14 protein-coding genes are annotated in these 18,381 nt (G+C 40.1%); 1 reads left to right on the plus strand and 13 read right to left on the minus strand.

The genetic code is table 11. From position 1 onward, the window contains the following. Positions 1 to 27 precede the first annotated feature (27 nt). From NK987_RS02230 to NK987_RS02270, 9 genes are all read right to left on the minus strand, one after another. Positions 28 to 1,074 (minus strand): FecR family protein, encoded by a 1,047-nt coding sequence (locus NK987_RS02230; protein WP_259262545.1) that lies wholly within the window; start codon positions 1,072 to 1,074, stop codon positions 28 to 30. Positions 1,075 to 1,306: 232 nt separating this feature from the next. Continuing rightward, positions 1,307 to 1,912: an RNA polymerase sigma factor gene (locus tag NK987_RS02235; protein WP_258422001.1), complete on the minus strand. Its 606-nt coding sequence runs from the start codon at positions 1,910 to 1,912 to the stop codon at positions 1,307 to 1,309. Positions 1,913 to 1,975: 63 nt separating this feature from the next. Beyond that, the gene (locus NK987_RS02240) at positions 1,976 to 3,637 is read right to left on the minus strand and encodes an FAD-dependent oxidoreductase (RefSeq protein WP_259262546.1); all 1,662 of its coding nucleotides are present in this window, start codon (positions 3,635 to 3,637) and stop codon (positions 1,976 to 1,978) included. An 81-nt stretch (positions 3,638 to 3,718) separates the two neighbouring features. Continuing rightward, a complete protein-coding gene (locus NK987_RS02245) occupies positions 3,719 to 4,519 on the minus strand; it encodes a 3-keto-disaccharide hydrolase (protein ID WP_258421999.1) in 801 nt (266 codons plus the stop codon). Positions 4,520 to 5,146: 627 nt separating this feature from the next. Beyond that, positions 5,147 to 5,566 (minus strand): response regulator, encoded by a 420-nt coding sequence (locus NK987_RS02250; RefSeq protein ID WP_258421998.1) that lies wholly within the window; start codon positions 5,564 to 5,566, stop codon positions 5,147 to 5,149. Then, positions 5,563 to 6,699 (minus strand): sensor histidine kinase, encoded by a 1,137-nt coding sequence (locus NK987_RS02255; protein ID WP_258421997.1) that lies wholly within the window; start codon positions 6,697 to 6,699, stop codon positions 5,563 to 5,565. The genes NK987_RS02250 and NK987_RS02255 overlap by 4 nt, the downstream gene beginning before the upstream one ends. Before the next feature lie 20 nt (positions 6,700 to 6,719). Further along, positions 6,720 to 7,199, minus strand: coding sequence for a hypothetical protein (locus NK987_RS02260; protein WP_258421996.1), 480 nt, complete (start codon positions 7,197 to 7,199; stop codon positions 6,720 to 6,722). Between the two features lie 497 nt (positions 7,200 to 7,696). After that, entirely contained in the window at positions 7,697 to 9,331 is a 1,635-nt protein-coding gene (locus NK987_RS02265) for a sulfatase family protein (RefSeq protein ID WP_259262908.1), read from the minus strand. A 54-nt stretch (positions 9,332 to 9,385) separates the two neighbouring features. Then, positions 9,386 to 11,119 (minus strand): arylsulfatase, encoded by a 1,734-nt coding sequence (locus NK987_RS02270; RefSeq protein ID WP_259262547.1) that lies wholly within the window; start codon positions 11,117 to 11,119, stop codon positions 9,386 to 9,388. Positions 11,120 to 11,227: 108 nt separating this feature from the next. Between NK987_RS02270 and NK987_RS02275 the strand changes: the two genes are divergently transcribed. Then, entirely contained in the window at positions 11,228 to 12,322 is a 1,095-nt protein-coding gene (locus tag NK987_RS02275) for a glycoside hydrolase family 43 protein (RefSeq protein WP_258421994.1), read from the plus strand. Between the two features lie 365 nt (positions 12,323 to 12,687). On the opposite strand, the gene NK987_RS02280 is transcribed toward NK987_RS02275, so the two are convergent. The 4 genes from NK987_RS02280 to NK987_RS02295 form a co-directional block, all read right to left on the minus strand. Beyond that, positions 12,688 to 12,858, minus strand: a complete 171-nt coding sequence (locus NK987_RS02280) for a hypothetical protein (protein ID WP_259262548.1) — start codon at positions 12,856 to 12,858, stop codon at positions 12,688 to 12,690. 588 nt (positions 12,859 to 13,446) lie between these two features. Continuing rightward, positions 13,447 to 14,760 (minus strand): xylose isomerase, encoded by a 1,314-nt coding sequence (xylA, locus tag NK987_RS02285; RefSeq protein ID WP_259262549.1) that lies wholly within the window; start codon positions 14,758 to 14,760, stop codon positions 13,447 to 13,449. Between the two features lie 177 nt (positions 14,761 to 14,937). Then, positions 14,938 to 16,428: a xylulokinase gene (locus tag NK987_RS02290; protein WP_259262550.1), complete on the minus strand. Its 1,491-nt coding sequence runs from the start codon at positions 16,426 to 16,428 to the stop codon at positions 14,938 to 14,940. Positions 16,429 to 16,440: 12 nt separating this feature from the next. Next, positions 16,441 to 18,084 carry a sodium/sugar symporter gene (locus NK987_RS02295; protein WP_259262551.1) on the minus strand — a complete coding sequence of 548 codons (1,644 nt, stop codon included), beginning with the start codon at positions 18,082 to 18,084 and terminating at the stop codon, positions 16,441 to 16,443. Between the last annotated feature and the right edge of the window lie 297 nt (positions 18,085 to 18,381).

The following is an 18,381-nucleotide window of genomic DNA, read 5'->3' on the forward strand; positions in this document are numbered from 1 at the left end:
TGAGCTGTCTTTTTTTACCATAATTTGTTAAAATATCAGTTCTACATTTTTACCATTTATTTTGTATTTGAATTTTTCAATAAATGCCATACTGTTGAGTACATTTTCTAATATTTGATTTTGGTATTCGCCGGAAAACTTCCAGGTCACTTTATCTGAATTGACCAACTTGATCTCTACACCATACCAATCCTCCAATGCGCTAACAACCTCAGGAAGACCCGCATTCTGAAAAATGATTTTCCCTTCCTTCCAGGCAAGAACATTTTCAGCTTTGAATTTTCTGACTGTCCTTTTTCCCGATTTTCGGTCATCGAGAAACTCCAATCCGGGTTCCAGAAAGAATTCCACTCTAGAAATCTCCTCCTCTACTTTCACTTTTCCAGTGATTAAAGAAACTTGTAAGCCTGAGGTTTCTTTGGCCTTTAGGTTAAAGGATGTCCCCAAAGCGGTGGTTACAAAACCGTTTGCCACAATCCGAAAGGGTCTTAAGCTGTCTTTCTCGATTTCGAAAAAAGCCTCACCTTCCATTTTTACCAGCCTCTGATCTGCACCAAATTTTTCGGGATAAGCTATGGTCGAACCTGAGTTGAGCCAGACCCTTGTCCCGTCAGGAAGTGTAAAACTCAATTTTTCTCCTTTGGCTATGTTTTTTACCAAAGTCGGAATGACTTCCTCAACTATTTCTTCTGACTTTTCGAGGTTTGATTTCAAAAAATACATTGGAATCGAAAGGGAAATAAACAAGATAGCCGCGATTCTCGGCACCTGACCAAACTTGTCCCAAAGTCCCTTCTTCTGTGTATTCTGAACGCTTCCAACAGACATTTGCTTTTTGCTTTCAATCTCGTTGTCTTTCAAAATTTTGGATAAAATATCTTCCTTGACACCGGCCTCAGGTTTGATTTTCCCAAAATCTATTGAAGATATGATTTCCTTTGCTGCCAAAATATCCTGAAATGCTTCAGGATTGGCCTCCATCCACATTTCCCAATATTCATCCAAATCTTTATCAGATTCCTTGACCCATCGAACGAATTCAGGGTTGGTCAAGAAAAATTCAATTTTGCTCATATTGATGATCCCTACTTTAAACCAAAAGAAAAAAAAAGCTCAAATGACACCTATCTTTCCTAAAAAAATTAAAAAAATTTGAACGAAGGTTTAACCTTTTTTAGGAACATATGCCACCAACCAATTACTAAAAATACTTAAATACAAAAAGTATGTGCTTATAATCTTTGGGATTATTCTTACTAAAATCACTGATTTACTTTGGTAAAAATTCTGTTATTCCTCAAAAAACCTATTTTAACACCTCTCTCAAAAAATCCAATGCCTTATAGATCAGGTTTCTTGCGGATTTGATATTTTCAAGACCCATGATTTCCTGAATCTGTTGGTAGCTTAATCCTTCATAAAAAAAATAATAAATCACTTCCTTCTTTCTTGGACTGAGTTTTTTGACAGCAAGGTCCAATTTCATAACCTGTTCCTCATCTATCTGTCTGTTGATCAGATGGTGTTCATGAGAAAAGTTGAATGAAAAAAAATAATTGTCATTGATGTCTTCAAGGTTGGAGTACCATTTACCCGATTCCTTGATGATCTTTCTTTTGAGGCATTTGAAAAGGTAAAACTTGATATTATCGGTGTTTCCAAGGTTATTTCTTCCTTTTCGCAATTCAATAAAAAGATCCTGAATAGAATCCTTGACCAAGTCTTTGTCTTTGGTAATCCTCAGCCCATAAGCATAAAGCCGATCAAAATTGCTTTCATATATTTTTATAAATGCAGACTCATTTCCGGATTTAAAAAGGTTCCAAATTGAAGCATCATCAGCTAAATGCCCATTGTCCTTGGAAAAGGAGAAAGGGTTTTCAAATTCTCTGCTATTTTGGAGGTCTTGCATTTTGGGTTTACTCTGAATAATATTTAAAGTTAAAGGTATTCATATAGATTAAAAAAGTTAGGCTTATTTTAATCTTTCTTCCAAGACCATTACCTGCCCATCTGCCTTCAGTCTAGCTTGGATTTTTTCGTAAGTCAAATCCTGAACCGCCATATTTCCGTCAATCGCCAATGCTGCCGCTGTAGCCGCTGATTGTCCCAAAATCATAAAAACAGGTTCCATTCTAATGGAGCCGAATGCGGTATGGGAACTTGAGACGCAGACAGGAACCAAAAGATTTTCGCATTCTTGTTTTTTAGGAACAATGGTTCCATAAGAAATGCTGTAAGGATTCTCGGGATGAACGCCGATATCACCCTCGTTCTGAACGAATCCCTCCTCGGTCACAAAACGCTGTACATTGTGTGAATCCAGGGAGTAAGAGCCCATGCCTACAGATTTTGGCACCTCTTTTCTTCCCAACACATCATGTTCGGTCATCACATAATCTCCGATCATGCGTCTTGCTTCACGGACATAAATCTGATGTGGCCAATTTCCGTTATCCATAAATTCATCTTTTGCCAATCCCCATTTTGATATTTCTTCCTTCACCTTGGCAGGTACTTTTTGGTCATTTGCCAAGAAATACATCAATCCTTTTTGGTAATCTTCATGCTCCTTGATCATCATTTTCCTTTCTTCATAACTGGCTTCAGGATAGCTGTAATTCTTCCCGATATAATCAGTACTGAAAGGACCATGGTTATTGGTGTCGGTTTTTAGATTGGGAATGTCATCAAACTTGTCAAAAGTCTCATCCCAGCCACTTTCAAAAACCCGGGCTAAAAGCTCATATCGTTTAGGATCATAATTCTCCGGTTTTGGAAAAGGAACCCGGTTATCGGGATGCTGACTCAGCGCCATGCGGAAATTATATGCCTGTAGGCGCTGATCCCCCTCACCGTTTTTTCCAGGTGGCAAATCAGAAATTTCAGGCAAAAGTCCACTATTGGGATCATCAGGGATGACGTAAGGACTCACAGGTTCCTTGAAATAATGCCTGTGTTGGAATACTCCGACCTGAACTCCATTCCATGTTTCGCCATAGGTTTCATTGGATTCCCTTCCTACATGATAACTGACGCCTGCCGCAGCCATCAGATCTCCTTCATAAGTCGCGTCGATAAATACTTTTCCTTTGAAGGTTTTTTCTGAAAGCGTTTTGAAGGAAATGATTTTTCCTTTTTCTTTTACGACACCGGTTTCCCTGTCCAGCCATTCATCCCTTAGGACAGTGATTTCATGTTCTCTGACAAAATCTTCAAAAACCATCTCCGCTACATGCGGTTCAAAAATCCACATTGTTCGGGCATTGCCATCGATGGCCGGAGTTCCTTGTCCTTTGTTACCATAATCTTCCCTTTTTTGCCATTTCCAAGCCGAATCATTTTGGTAGTGCATATAAACCCGATGGTAAAACTCTCTTGACAAACCTCCGATCACAGATTTGTCCCCTGTATCGGTAAAGCCCAATCCGCCGGCTGACAATCCTCCAAGGTGAATATCAGGTGAAACTACAATCACTGTTTTTCCCATCTTTTTTGCTTGAACAGCCGCAGTGATTCCTGCCGAAGTACCACCGTAAATGATAAGATCGGCTTCGTAAGAAGAATCGTTTTCTGATTTACAGCCAGAAAACACTATCAGAAGAATTGCTATTAGGAGATTGAGGGTTTTGGACATTGGTTATTAGGTTATTGGTTAATGGTTACTTCGACTGCGCTCAGAACAAGTAATTGGTTAAATGTTTAGGGGTTAATTGGATTACAGTTTTTTGATTTTGATTTCTTTGAATTCAACTCCTTGGCCTTCAGCCTGCAATCCTATATATCCGGATTTCAAAGGCCTGTCTTCTTCAAATAAATCACTTTGATATCCATTGGCCACACCTCCGGAAAGCTTTTGATGTGGTTTTGTATATTGAAGAACAGTATCGCCATTGACCAGGTGAAAAACCAAAGAATCCCCATAAACAATAAGTTCTGCCTTGACCCATTCGTCCCAGGGAAAAGTGGCAGAATTGGAATTGATGCAATGTCGCGGATCGGACTCTCCTTCAAAATAAACTTGGGTGCCGGGAGAACACATATTTCCAGTTGGTCGAGGTTTGCCATCTTCGGCATCGGCCAACATCTGATACTCTACCGAAACAGGCCAATCTTGATCTTTGAGTATGGTTTTGGGATCTTGGGAATGAAACATGACACCACTGTTTCGAAAAGTAAAATCCGGAGCATCAGCCATCCATTGGTCGGTAAACCGATATTCCCATTTGAGATGAAAGGATGAAAAGGGCTCTTTGTAGAATAGATGTCCATATTTTTCCTCAAAAACTTCATATTGGTCATAGTTAACCTGAATCGATCCATCAACGACCCTAAAGGTTTCACCGAAATTGTCGCCTACCTCATGTTTGTGGAATTTAGGAATCCATCCGTTTAGACTTTCTCCATCAAAGAGGGATTGCCATGATTCTGATTCACTTTCATTGGTTTTGCTTTCTCCACATGACAACACGGTCATAATTATTATTGAAGATAAAGTAAGATTTATTGACCTGTTCATTTGTTGGGGTTTTGGGGAGAAGATACAAAATTTATTTCAGAGGCATTATTGATAGCAAATCCTGTTTCTGAACTTCAACATCATGGTTTGCGGTCTTACTTAAATAAGGAATCAGAAGCGCCATATGGAAAGAATCGATAACCACGAATTTTGTCCCTCAACACCTTAAAATTGAAAATGCTCATAAAGGGAATATATGGTTCAAATTATTCCAAATTAACCGGCTCGGAAAACAATATTTTTCGATTGGTTTATTGTTTTTGACCGAAGGCGAAATAAATAGTCCAACGATTTCTCTGATCAATGTTGGTTTCGGAATAAGATAAGCAGGCAGACCGCTAAATCTTTTGATCCAAAAATAAAGTCACTAAAGCACCGAGTATTAAGGATTCAGAAAAAACACAGAACCAGAATGAGAACTGAATCTGTATCGTCAAATAACCGCTGTCCATAGTTGAAAAAATTTCAAAACATCAAATTTCTGGTAAATGAAAGGAACTGCATTACCAAATAATTATTGGGGTTAAATAAAAAACCACATAGCTATTGCTGTTACAGAAAAAATCAAAACCATAAATCAATCAATTTTACAACCCAGAAAAATCTTCCAAATATCTAATCTTCTTTTCAAATGAAATTTTCGTTGACCACCTTCCAAAAAATTTCAGGAGTCAAAGGTTTAGAAATAAATTCCTTAACTCTAGGGACTTTTGCAGCCCTATTGAGATCATCTGGATTAATACTTGTCGTAAGCATGGCTACAACAGCCCTGTCATGAATATCTTTGGATAGTTCATTATACTTTTCCATAAAATCCCAGCCTGACATGCCTGGCATGTTGATGTCCAAAAATATAATGCCCGGTCTTGGACAATTTGAATATCGACCTTTGCAAAGCAGAAAGTCAAGTCCTTCTTTGGCAGAGGACACTGATTGTACAGGCAACCCAGCCCATTCTTCCTCTACTATAAGCGTATGGTAAAAGTTTGTGGCATGATCGTCATCAATTAACAATACGCAATCCAAATTTTTGATTTTTTTACTCATTTTCTTTTCTCAATTGTGAAATTAAAAGAACTCCCAACATCTTTTTTTGAGTTAACCCAAATTCTTCCACCGTGCAATTCAACTATTTTTCGGCAGTAGGCAAGACCCAGTCCGGTACCTTCATATTCTTCCACAGAATGTAACCTTTGGAAGATCAGAAATATTTTTTCATAATCATCTTTATCTATTCCGATGCCATTGTCTTTTATGCAAAACTGATAATGAGAACCTGATTCTGTAAAAGAAACCTGAACTATTGGCGGAACATCCGGTTTATTGAATTTCAAACCATTTCCTATTAAATTTTGGAAAAGCATCCTGAGCTCCACTTGATTTCCTTGAACCACCGGTAATTCACCAACTTCAATACTTCCATTGACTGTTTTCAACGCCATTCCAAAATCCAAAGTAATCATATGTACAAGTTCGTGAATATCTACATCTGTTAATTCCCTTTTATTTCCTATTCTGCTAAATTCCAAAAGCCCTTTAATAAGGTTGATCATTCTTACGGTAGCCGTTGATACATATTCTAAAATTTTTTTTCCTTGATCATCAAAAGTTGAATAGTACTTTTTCTTGATCAGCTGGTTCATATTTCCAATAGTTCTAAGTGGCTCTTGAAGGTCATGGCTTGCAATACTGGTAAACCGCTCCAATTCTCTGTTTTTAACTTCAAGATGGGTGTTTAGTTTTTCAAGTTGGATTTTATGCTCTGACAGCTCTTTTTTTTGGACATCTAATTCTTTCACAGTTTCAAAAAGCTTATAGGCATTTTCTGACAACTGTTTGTTGATTTTTTCAATACTTGAAAAACTGCTCTTGGCAATAAAAACAAGGATTACACATACCCAAATTACAACCAAAGAAATAATAACATTCAATTTTGATAGTTCATTATCGCTCCTACCTATCCCATCTGTATGAATTGCAGAGATTATAGTGAGCAAAGTACATATCAATGCAGCAAAAATCGTCGAGTATTTTCCAGGCAATAACCAGCTGTATAAAATCACCATACAATACATACTCGCTACCGCTATTGTTAGGTCTGTGTTGAAATCCACAATGAACACTATACCTGCAATCACTCCAGCAATGAAAATCAAAGCAGCGTTTTGTAAATACAACATTGATTGGCGGTTGGAAAGCATTATTTTGGCCTATTTTTCAGCAGTTCTTTTAACTCAGAAATCTCCGCTTCATACTGCTTCAATTGTTTTTCCAGTTGATAAGTTTTCAACTCATCCTCCGGTCTTTCTTCTATTAATTTTGGTAATTCTCTAATGAGCATAAGCGCCGTTGCCATGCTTACCAGGGCAGTCATTACCCTCAAGAGTGCACTTAGTCTATATCCAGGCCACCAAAACATCACGGCATCCATCAAATGTGTACTTCCACAGAGGATGATAAAAGCCCCGAATAACCAAAAAACAGGTAAAAATGGAAGGTTGTGTCTTTTTTGGACGAAAAAAATAATGATAGCCGGAATTACAAAATATGCCAACCAGATTGCTATATCACTTGTAATATAAATCCAACCATGAAAAGATGACCACTTTCCACAAACCCACCTCGCAGGCCAATCCTCAGCGGAAAATAGTTTAGAAATAAATTCTCCTACCTGTTCCATAAGCTATTTTTGGTTTAGTTTAAATAAATATAAAGACTTTTGGATAAAGTTGGCCATAAAATCAACTAAAAAACCACTGTTCAAATGAAACACTGGTTTTTCTTTTAATCCATATTGCAACAATATTTCAAAGAATCTTACCATTATATATGCAAGACTTGTTCTTGGCAAATATGTCTTTACTTTTGGGTTTCCATTGATGGTTCAATTTAGTCAGGATCGTTTTGGTTCAGGAGTAACACAATGCGGGTTCCATGAAAAAGAAGCAAATTATTCAGGATAATCAACCCTAGTCTCCGGCAAAAAAATGATATTTTTTGGAATAAAGGTCAATCCATTTTGCTGAGGCTTAAAAATAAATGAGCAGGTATAATTCAAAATCCTTTGATAAATCATTTAAAATCAATTCATAAACACTGATATAACATCTATCAAATTGATGGAAAGGATCATTTCATGATTGTTATAAAATTAGCACTAAAGCAAAGAAATTAACCTCATTCATTCCCTACTTTCTTAAAGGACCGTACAAAAGAACCTTGTGTATTGCCTACTTCTTTGAGATACCTTTCTAGCAGTTCTTGACTGATTTGGGAAGAGTCGCCATATTTAATTCTAAGGGCTTTCAATTGTCCATGAAGCGTCTTTTTTATAGAAGCATAGGCAGGATCTTCATAGACGTTTTTCATTTCCTTTGGATCATTTTTCCTGTCATATAATTCCCATTCATCCACATCATAATAAAAATGGATCAACTTATACTCCTTGGTCACAATGGCGTAATGCCTTTTGACCATGTGGATAGAGGGGTACTCGTAATAATGATAGTACACGGCATCCCTGTCCCACTTATCCGACTGCCCTGTTAGCAAAGGCATCAGACTTTCTCCTTGCATGTCTGATGGTGCTTCGATATTGGCTGCTTCGAGAAAAGTCTGCGCAAAATCAAGGTTCTGAACCATTTCATCTGACTTGCTCGCAGGCTTGATTTTTCCTTGCCATGAGATCATCAATGGGGTTTTGAAAGACTCATCATAGACAAACCTCTTATCAAACCAACCATGTTCTCCTAGATAAAATCCTTGATCCGAAGTATAGACGATGATGGTGTTTTCCATCAAACCATTTTCCTCAAGGTAGTCCAAAACCCTTCCGACATTTTCGTCGACAGCGGCAATGGTTCCAAGGTAATCCTGCATGTACCTTTGATACCGCCATTTCATTTTATCTACCTCATTCATAGAGTGATATGATTTGACAAATGAATCATTCATTGGGCCATAAACTTTGTCCCAATTGGCTCTTTGAGCAGGACTCATCCTCCCAACCTCTCTTTGAAAAGCTCCTTTGTCCCAACCCGATGCATCCGGAATTCCCAACTGATCCATCACTTCCGGATACAATTTGGAATCCCCTGACCAATTCATATGGGTCAAAAGATTCATTTCAGCCTCTTTTGCAGCAGAACCTCTTCCAGAATAATCATCAAAAAGGGTGGCCGGCTCAGGAAATGTTTTTTTGGAGAATTCCTCTAGATGGCGCTCAGCAGGTAGCCACTCCCGATGAGGGGCCTTGTGGAGATACATCAAAAAAAACGGCTCTTCCTCCTTCCTTTCATTCTCCAACCAATCCAAAGTAAAGTCTGTAATCAAGTCAGTGACATAGCCCTCTACCTCGATGGTACCTTCGTTTTTGGTGATAAAAGTCGGATTGTAATAAGCCCCCTGTCCCGGCAAAATCTTGAATTGATCAAAGCCCTTTGGATTGTTACCAAAATGTAGTTTCCCAAACATGGCAGTCTGATAACCATTGGCTTTTAGCAGTTGGGGAAAAGTGACCATGGTCGTATCAAAGGGGAAATGGTTGTCAGTTTTGCCGTTGAGATGGGAATGCTTCCCTGTCAAAATCGTCGCACGAGAAGGTGCACAAATGGAATTGGTCACGCAGGCATTGGAAAAAAGCATTCCATTATTGGCAATCCTGTCAATATTTGGGGTCTGGATCAGCCTGTCATCGTAGGCACTGATGGCCTGATAGGCATGGTCATCCGACATGATAAAGATGATATTTGGTCTTCCTTTTTCCTGATTGGACCCAAGGCTGTCCATCTTTGCGGTTGTTTCCGTTACCATCAAGACTACAATCAACAAGGCAAATATTTTATTCATAGCATCTTTTGTTTTTTTTCAATCTACTCTTTTCAAAATAACTGACTTTATCTCAAGGCTGGCATCCGCTCCGCCTTTTGTCCCTAAGGTAAGTTTCAGCGGTCCTTTTTCAAACCTCTTTTTACCTAAAGGGACCAACGGCCATGTATTTTCATACACTTCTCCCCTCAGCACCCGATCCGGACTTGAAATCTCCTGAGCAATATGAACTTCAGGGACCTCTATAACCCATTTTTTTTCATTCATTTCAAGGAATAATTCGAAAGGAGAAGTATTTGAAAGTTGGAGATAAATCTCATAGTCAGTTTCCACCACTGTCTCAATGTTCCAAGATACCCGATCCTCTTCAGAGGAAAATCCCACAAACCAATCATTGGCCCAGCCCATTTTTCCTTTGAACATGACTCCTCCCTCCATTTTTCCATCCGGTGCAGGGAGTTCGATATTCGGAACTTGGGGATGTCCAACTTGGATCAAAGGCGGAGTTATGCCTTTTTTTGTTATATTTTGAAACCAAGCCAAATATTCCCGCTCCATCATTTCCACCAATTGGGGATTTTCAGCGATAATATTTTGGGTTTGGGAATAATCGTTTTCCAGGTCATAGAGCTCTTTTTTGTTTTTTTGCAGGGTCAAAAGATACTTTTGATTTCGGATCGCTCCAGGAATCGTATCAAATTCCTGATTGACATGATGTGTAAAAAAGTACCTGTCTTCCCATAGCGGATTACCCTTGATCAACGGCAATAGACTTTTGCCGTGAACTTCAATTTCTTTAGCGATCTCTATTTCCAAAATATCCATCAAAGTCGGAAGCACATCAATGTGTGCTGCCCAAGGTTTGATCAATAAGGTATCTCGACCCGGAATCCGCATAAAAAACGGCACCCTCACCCCTCCTTCATCCAAATGGGCTTTGGTACCTTTCATGCCGCCGTTGAATCTCACGCCATTGGGTCCATTGTCTGTCATAAAGATGACTATGGTATTGTCAAGTTTCCCGCTTTGTTTGAGAAAAGACATCAGCTTACCGATGTTGTCATCAATATTCTCAACCATTCCGTAAACCGCAGCGTCCTTGTCACTGAGGCCTTTGACTTTGTATTTGTCAAAATAAATGTCAGGAACCTGAAAAGGACTGTGGGGAGTATTGAAGGCAAGCATCGCAAAAAAAGGAGCTTCTCCTTGCATAAAATCCACCGTTTTGTCAGTCAAGAAATCAGGTAAATAACCTTCGAAAGAAATTTCCTCAAAATTATGAGTGAGTTTGCTGTCAAAGTAATTGTTAAGGTGACCTTCTGTAAATCCCAAAAACTCCTCAAAACCCTGACCGATTGGGTCATGCGGGAATTGTTTCCCCTGATGCCATTTACCGAATAAGCCTGTCCTATACCCGTTGGACTGAAGGATCTCAGCAATCGTCACCTCTTCCTCCCTCATCACTTCCATCCTGTGTGTCACCCAAGTGGTACCGGTTGCAGGATGATATGTTCCTGTAAGAAGACTTGCCCTTGTAGGTGCACAGACTGGAGAAACATAAAACCTGTCAAAAACTATGGATTGGGAAGCCAAAGAATCAATATTGGGGGTTTCGATCAGCTTATTGCCATGGAATGATAAATCTCCCCAACCTTGGTCATCCGTGATGATGAGTAAAACATTAGGTTTTGGAGGGGTGGGTTTTACCTGACATGAACTGAAGAATAACCAAGCAAACAAAAGTAAAAAACATAATGAGGGCGTGAATTTCATGGTCATTCAGGTTTTGGATCTTACAATCAAGATACCTGAAATTATTGAAAAACATCAAAGAATATCAATGCTTATCCCTATTTTTAGAGGACAAAAAACCTATAACCTATGAAAACAAGATTAGAAAAAACCCTTCTACTTACCGCTTTACTTCCTTTTGTGATTTTTTCTTGTGGACCAAAAACAGAGGAAAAGGCAGTAGAATCAACAGAAACCTCCAAATTTTTAAATCCACCATTAATTAGTGATTTGTTTACCGCTGACCCGTCTGCCCATGTATTTGAGGGAAAAATCTACATTTATCCTTCCCATGATGTAGAATCTGATGTAAAAGAGGATGATATGGGTGCTCACTTTAACATGGTGGATTACCATGTATATTCTATGGAAAAGCCCGGTGGGGTGATCACAGATCATGGCAAAGTATTGGATGTGGCAGACGTGGCTTGGGCAAAAAGACAAATGTGGGCCCCTGATGCAGCGGAAAAAGACGGAAAGTATTTTCTCTATTTTCCTGCAAAAGATGCCAATGACATATTCAAAATCGGAGTCGCAGTTTCTGATGAACCTTATGGTCCTTTTGTTGCCAATCCCGAACCGATGAAAGGTACCTTCAGTATAGACCCTGCAGTTTTCAAAGATGACGATGGCAGCTATTTTATGTATTGGGGAGGAATCTGGGGTGGACAATTGCAGCAATATCGGGACGGTAAGCACCAACCTGTCGGGGCAGGACCTACAGATGGAATTCCTGCTCCTGACCAACCTTCGCTCATGCCCCAAATGGCAAAGTTGGCTGATGACATGATGGAACTAGCAGAGGCAGCAAAACCTGTTCAGATTTTGGATTCCTTGGGAAATCCAATTTTGGCAGGAGATAACAACAGAAGGTTTTTTGAGGCAGCGTGGATGCACAAGTATAATGGAAAATATTATCTCTCCTACTCAACAGGGGATACCCATTTCATTGCCTATGCAACAGGTGACAATCCTTATGGACCCTTCACCTACCAAGGAGTGGTGCTTAATCCTGTTCAGGGATGGACCAACCACCATTCGATAGTAGAGTTCGAAGGCAAATGGTATCTCTTCTACCATGACACCGAACTCGCAAACAAAACTCACCTCCGCAATATCAAAATGACCGAATTGGTACACAATGAAGATGGCACGATCCAGACCATTGAGCCGATGAGGAAGTAATGGAGATTTGAGATGTGAGACGTGAGATTTGAGAAAAAAACACCGTCAAGTGATTCTTGACGGTGTTTTTTTATTTATGATTGCACTTTTCAACAATCAAATGGGAGGGAAATATTCTGATTTTAGCTCCTTCGACAAACAGCCCCGAAGCGGGCGGAATATCAGTAGCCCCGTGCAAGGTGCTTCTCTGATTTTTATACTCAAACAAATTTCCATGCACCGCAGCTCGGGGTTTCAGAAAATGAGTTGCCTTTGGCTTTTGGAAGCAAAAAAGAAAATATTGGAATTGGTTTCCCACCAAAAACAGGGAAGGTCAAGATTCCAATTAATTTGGAAGGTCGCCTTTCTCTTTTTTAATTATTTGACTAAATCTCGACGATCTTTTCTCGTGTCACTTTTTGTCTTACCACAAAAAGTAACCAAAAAAGGCAAGTCGGCAGAATCCTATCCACGCTCAGTCCCACTGCCGGCCCGGTCCGCCGACCTCCTCCCCACAGGTGTTCCAATAAAAGATTTCCCTGAAGTATAAGGTTCATGAATTGTATAACCAATGAAATTCCTATTCTCGGTTCTCCTTTTACCAACAATAGCCCCGAAGCGGGCTGAATAATAATAGCCCCGTGCAAGGTGCTTCTCTGATTTTTATACTCAAACCAATTTCCTTGCACCGCAGCTCGGGGTTATAGAAAATGGATGTCGTTAGTTTTTGGGAGCAAAAAGGGAAAGTCAGGAATTGGCTTCGCACCAAAAACAGGGAAGGTTCAATTAATTTGGAAGGTCGCCTTTTTCTTTTTCAATTATTTTACTAAATCTCGACGATCTTTTCTCGTGTCACTTTTTGTCTTACCACAAAAAGTAACCAAAAAAGGCAAGTCGGCGGAATCCTATCCGCGCGCAGAGCCACCGCCGGCCCGGTCCGCCGACCTCCTCCCCACAGTTGTTCCAATAAAAGATTTCCCTGAAGTATAAGATTCTTTATTAGTAAACCATTGAAACTTCTATTCTCGGGGCTTAATTGCATCCCGACAATTTTCGCGGATCCGCCTATCGGTTACGCCTAGCACCAAATAAAAAAACCGTCTAGTTGACACTAGACGGTTTTTTCATGTATGATGGGTTAAATCCTAAATGAATTCATTCAGGATATTTTCGTACAATTCCTGCTTGCCGCTTGTTTGTTTTGGTTCGCCGTTGGCAACTGCCAAGCTTCTCAAATCCTCCAAAGTCAGCTTTCCTTCTTCGAATTCTTTTCCTTTTCCAGCATCAAAAGAAGCATAACGCTGCTTTCTCAGATCTAGGTAAGCTGAGTTTTCCAAAATATCATTGGCGATCAACATGCCTCTTGCGAAAGCATCCATGGAGCCAATATGTGCCAAGAAAAGATCTTCAAGGTCTGTGGAATTCCTTCTTACTTTCGCATCAAAGTTTACTCCTCCACCTTGTAAGCCTCCGCCTTGAAGGATCACCAACATCGCTTCAGTCAATTCCTGAAGGTTGATGGCAAATTGGTCGGTATCCCATCCGTTTTGCGCATCTCCTCTGTTGGCATCGATGGACCCCAACATCCCTGCATCAGCTGCTACCTGCAATTCATGTTGGAAAGTATGTCCAGCCAAAGTAGCATGGTTGACTTCGATGTTCAATTTGAAATCTTTATCCAATCCAAAATGTCTCAAGAAACCGATCACTGTCGCGGAGTCATAGTCGTATTGGTGTTTGGTAGGTTCCATCGGTTTTGGCTCAATGAAGAATGTTCCTTTGAAACCGTTCTTTCTTGCATAATCCCTTGCCATGGTCAAAAATCTTCCAAGGTGTTCAGTTTCCCGCTTCATGTCAGTGTTTAGCAATGACATGTATCCTTCACGTCCTCCCCAGAAAACATAATTTTCACCGTTCAGTTTGATAGTCGCATCGATGGCGTTCTTCACCTGTGTTCCTGCCCAAGTCACCACATTGAAATCAGGATTGGTGGATGCACCATTCATATACCTTGGGTTGGAAAATACATTTGCAGTTCCCCAAAGCAACTTTACTCCAGTCTCAGCTTGTTTTTGCTTGGCATAATCAGTGATGATCTGCATCCTGTTTTCATATTCCGAAAGGGAATTTCCTTCATCTATCAAATCAATATCATGGAAGCAATAGTAAGGAGCGCCGATTTTGGTGATGAACTCAAACGCAGCATCCATTTTGTCTTTGGCCCTCTGGACTGCATCTGCGTTGGCATCCCAAGGGCGGACCATTGTTCCCGGACCAAAAGGATCCGCACCGGTGGCACAGAACGTATGCCAATAGGCAATCGAAAATTTAAAATGTTCTTTGAGGGTCTTTCCTCCAACAACTTTATTTTCATCATAATATTTGAAAGCAAATGGATTTTTTGATCCTTTTCCTTCAAATTTTATTTTGTCGATGTTTGGAAAATAGGTTTTTGACATGGTATTTATAGGTTATTTTTAGATTTGAGATTTGAGACGTGAGATTTGAGTAAGCAGTGTACGGTATTCAGTGGTCAGTTGGCAGTGTTCAGTAAGCAGTATTCAGTAACTGGTATGTACTCAATAAACTCTGAGACTGCACACTGTAAACTATGTACTGTAAACTGCAAAAACCGATCACTGCACTTTTTTTAATGCATCCAACCAACTTTCGTAGACTTCCTTATAGGCACTGCCCAAAGAAGGGTCAGGTTCTTTTGATGCTAATTTTTCAAGACCCTGAAATGCTTCTTTTGGAGAGGCATAAATTCCAGCCCCGATCCCGGCACCTCGGGCTGCACCTTGCGAACCGTCAGTATCATAGAGTTCTAGAGTGACATCGTTCATATTGACAAAAGCCTCTCTGAACAATGGACTCAAAAACATATTTGCTCTTCCCGCTTTGACAGTGTTCAGATTTAGGCCCATGTCTTTCATGATGCTAAAACCATAAGTCAGCGAAGCAACTATCCCCTCTTGCCCTGCCCGGAGAACATGTCTCTTGTCATGCTTGAGAAGATTGATGCCTGAAAGATGCGCATCCACGGATTTGTTTTCCATGATCCTTTCCACACCGTTTCCAAATGGAATGAACTTCAGACCTTCAGATCCTATCGGAACCTGCGCTGCCATGTCATTCATTTCAGGATAGGAAATACTTTCACCTCCCAGTAGTTTTTTGAGCCAGGAATTCAAAATTCCTGTACCGTTGACACAAAGCAAAACACCATATTTTGGATCTTCCTGCTTGTGATTGACATGGACAAAGGTATTTACTCTGGATTTCGGGTCATATACCGCTCGTGTACTTACTCCATATACTGTCCCGCTTGTACCTGCAGTCGTTGCCAATTCGCCTTCTTCCAATACATTTAGAGAAAAGGCATTATTGGGTTGGTCGCCGGCCCGGTAGGTAATCGGTACGCCCGATTCTATTCCCAAAATTTCCGAAGCTTCGGAATTCACCTTTCCCTGAAAAGAGAAAGAAGGTACCACGTCTGCGATCAGGGATTCGTCGATCCTGTAGTATTCCAATAGCTTTTTAGACAATCCATTTGACTTGAAATCCCAGAAAATCCCTTCTGAAAGACCTGTCTCCGAAGTTTTGATTTCACCGGAAAGCTTCATGGCGATGTAATCACCGGGAAGCATGATTTTATGAATTTTGGCAAAAAGCTCAGGCTCGTTTTCCTTGACCCACTTCAGCTTAGATGCCGTAAAGTTTCCCGGAGAATTCAACAAATGGGGAAGGCAATATTCCTCTCCCAATTCCTCAAAGGCTTTGTTTCCTATCCCTACAGCCCTGCTGTCACACCAAATGATGGAAGGACGGATAACTTTTCCATTTTTATCCACACAAACCAATCCATGCATCTGATAGGAAATTCCGATTGCTTTCAGTTCTCCCTTTTGGATATTTCCTCCCTTGACTATGGCATGGGTGGTATCAATAATATACTTCCACCACATGTCAGGGTCTTGTTCCGCCCAGTCTTTTTGAGGGGCGGATATGGTCAATTCAACTTTAGGCAAACCTTCTGAGGCAACGACTTTGCCTGTATCCGCATCCAGAAGGGTTGCTTTTACTGAAGAACTTCCAATATCATACCCAATCAATAATCTTCTCATACTTTATAGTTTTTACCAGAATACAGTGTAAAGAGCTGCTAAGATTCCCACTATAAGTATTGCACCGATTTTAAAGGCCATACTTGTTCGGAAAAGTTCCTTGGTAATCTCAATACCTTTTGGATGGTCTTTTCCTTTACCCTCTATTAAGCTGATAATAATAATCAAGGCAGAAATAATCAAAAACACCACGCCCATTCTATCTAAGAATGGAAGGTTTGGCATTCCAAATTTCAAAGCAGTGGACAATGGAATAGTCAGAACAGCTGCTGTCAATGCTGCATTTGAAGTGGCTTTTTTCCAGAAAACACCAAAGAAGAAAATCGCCAAAACACCCGGAGAAACAAATCCTGTATACTCCTGAATAAACTGAAATGCCTGATCAAGTGTCCCCAATGCCGGGGCCACAATGGCAGCTATCACAAACGCGACCAAAGCAGTTATCCTGCCGACCTTTACCTGCTTTGTTTCAGATGCACCTTTATTAATATATTGATTATAGATATCCATCGTAAATATCGTCGATGTACTATTGGCCATTGAAGCCAAGGAAGAAACAATAGCAGCAGTCAATGCTGCAAATGCCAAACCTTTCAAACCAACAGGCAAAATCTGAAGCAAGGTAGGATAAGCCCTATCTGATTTGATCAACCCCGTAACAGGGTCATTCATAGATGCAATAAAATCTGCATCAATTCCATTCTTTACAATTACCCAAGCAGCGATTCCGGGAATCACGACGATCAATGGCATGAGTAATTTAAGAAAACCGGCAAAAATCATCCCTTTCTGGGCTTCATCAAGATTCTTTGCTGCCAAAGCACGCTGGGTGATGTATTGGTTAAATCCCCAATAACTCAGGTTGGTAATCCACATTCCACCTACCAAAACACTGATACCTGGAAGATCAAGATAAGCATCTCTCATGCCACCTTTACCATCGGAAACCATCATTTCACCTTCGGACAAAATCATGGAAAAATGACCTGGGACTTCTCTTCTCAATAAACTCAAACCGTCCCATGCATCACCGCTACCAACGATTTGAAGGGCTATATAAGTTGTGGCAAGACCACCTGCGATCAGGAAAACTACCTGAACCACATCAGTCCAAGCAACCGCTTTTAATCCCCCATATATAGAGTAGACCATTGCAAACAAAGCCAATCCTATAATTCCATAGGTCATAGGAACGTCAAGGATGGTATTCAAACTCAAAGCACCCAGATAAAGTACTGTAGTCAGGTTAACGAATACATACAACAACAACCAAAATATGGCCATAGTGGTCCTCACCCTGGTATCGTACCTGTCAAGCAAAAAGCCCGGCATGGTGTAAATCCCTTTTTTGATATAGACAGGTAAAAAGAAAATAGCCACCACCACAAGTGTAGCTGCAGCCATCCATTCATAGGTGGATATTGCCAATCCCAAAGCAAATCCAGAGCCTGACATACCGATAAACTGCTCAGCAGATATGTTTGAGGCAATAAGGGATGCCCCTACTGCCCACCACGGCAGCGCTTTGGAGGCAAGAAAATAATCTTTTGAATCTTTGATATGGCCTTTCTTCTCCCGGGAAACAAAAAGGCCCATGCCAACTATCAGCAAACAATATCCGATAAATACGGCGAGGTCTAAGGGTTCTAATAACATAGGTTATGGTTTATTGTAAATGATTTTTATTCGTAATCGATTGCAGAAGATAATTTCAATTTTTAAGCGAATTAATTTCAAATATAATGTTTTCGGCCAATCTCAATACTGTTTTTGAATATTTATACCTGCGGCAAAAGGAAAGGTTAGGTTGTCTGTTTCTTCCTCCTTTGTCAAATAATGAAAAGCTTTTGGAGACCGAAGTATTAAAATTCCCATTAGCTCTAAAATAACTAATTTTTAATTTTAATTTTTTTATTAATGAGAAAAACGGATTACCTGAAATTTTATTAGAAT

This window comes from Aquiflexum gelatinilyticum (assembly GCF_024813435.1).
GTDB classification, from domain to species: domain Bacteria; phylum Bacteroidota; class Bacteroidia; order Cytophagales; family Cyclobacteriaceae; genus Cognataquiflexum; species Cognataquiflexum gelatinilyticum.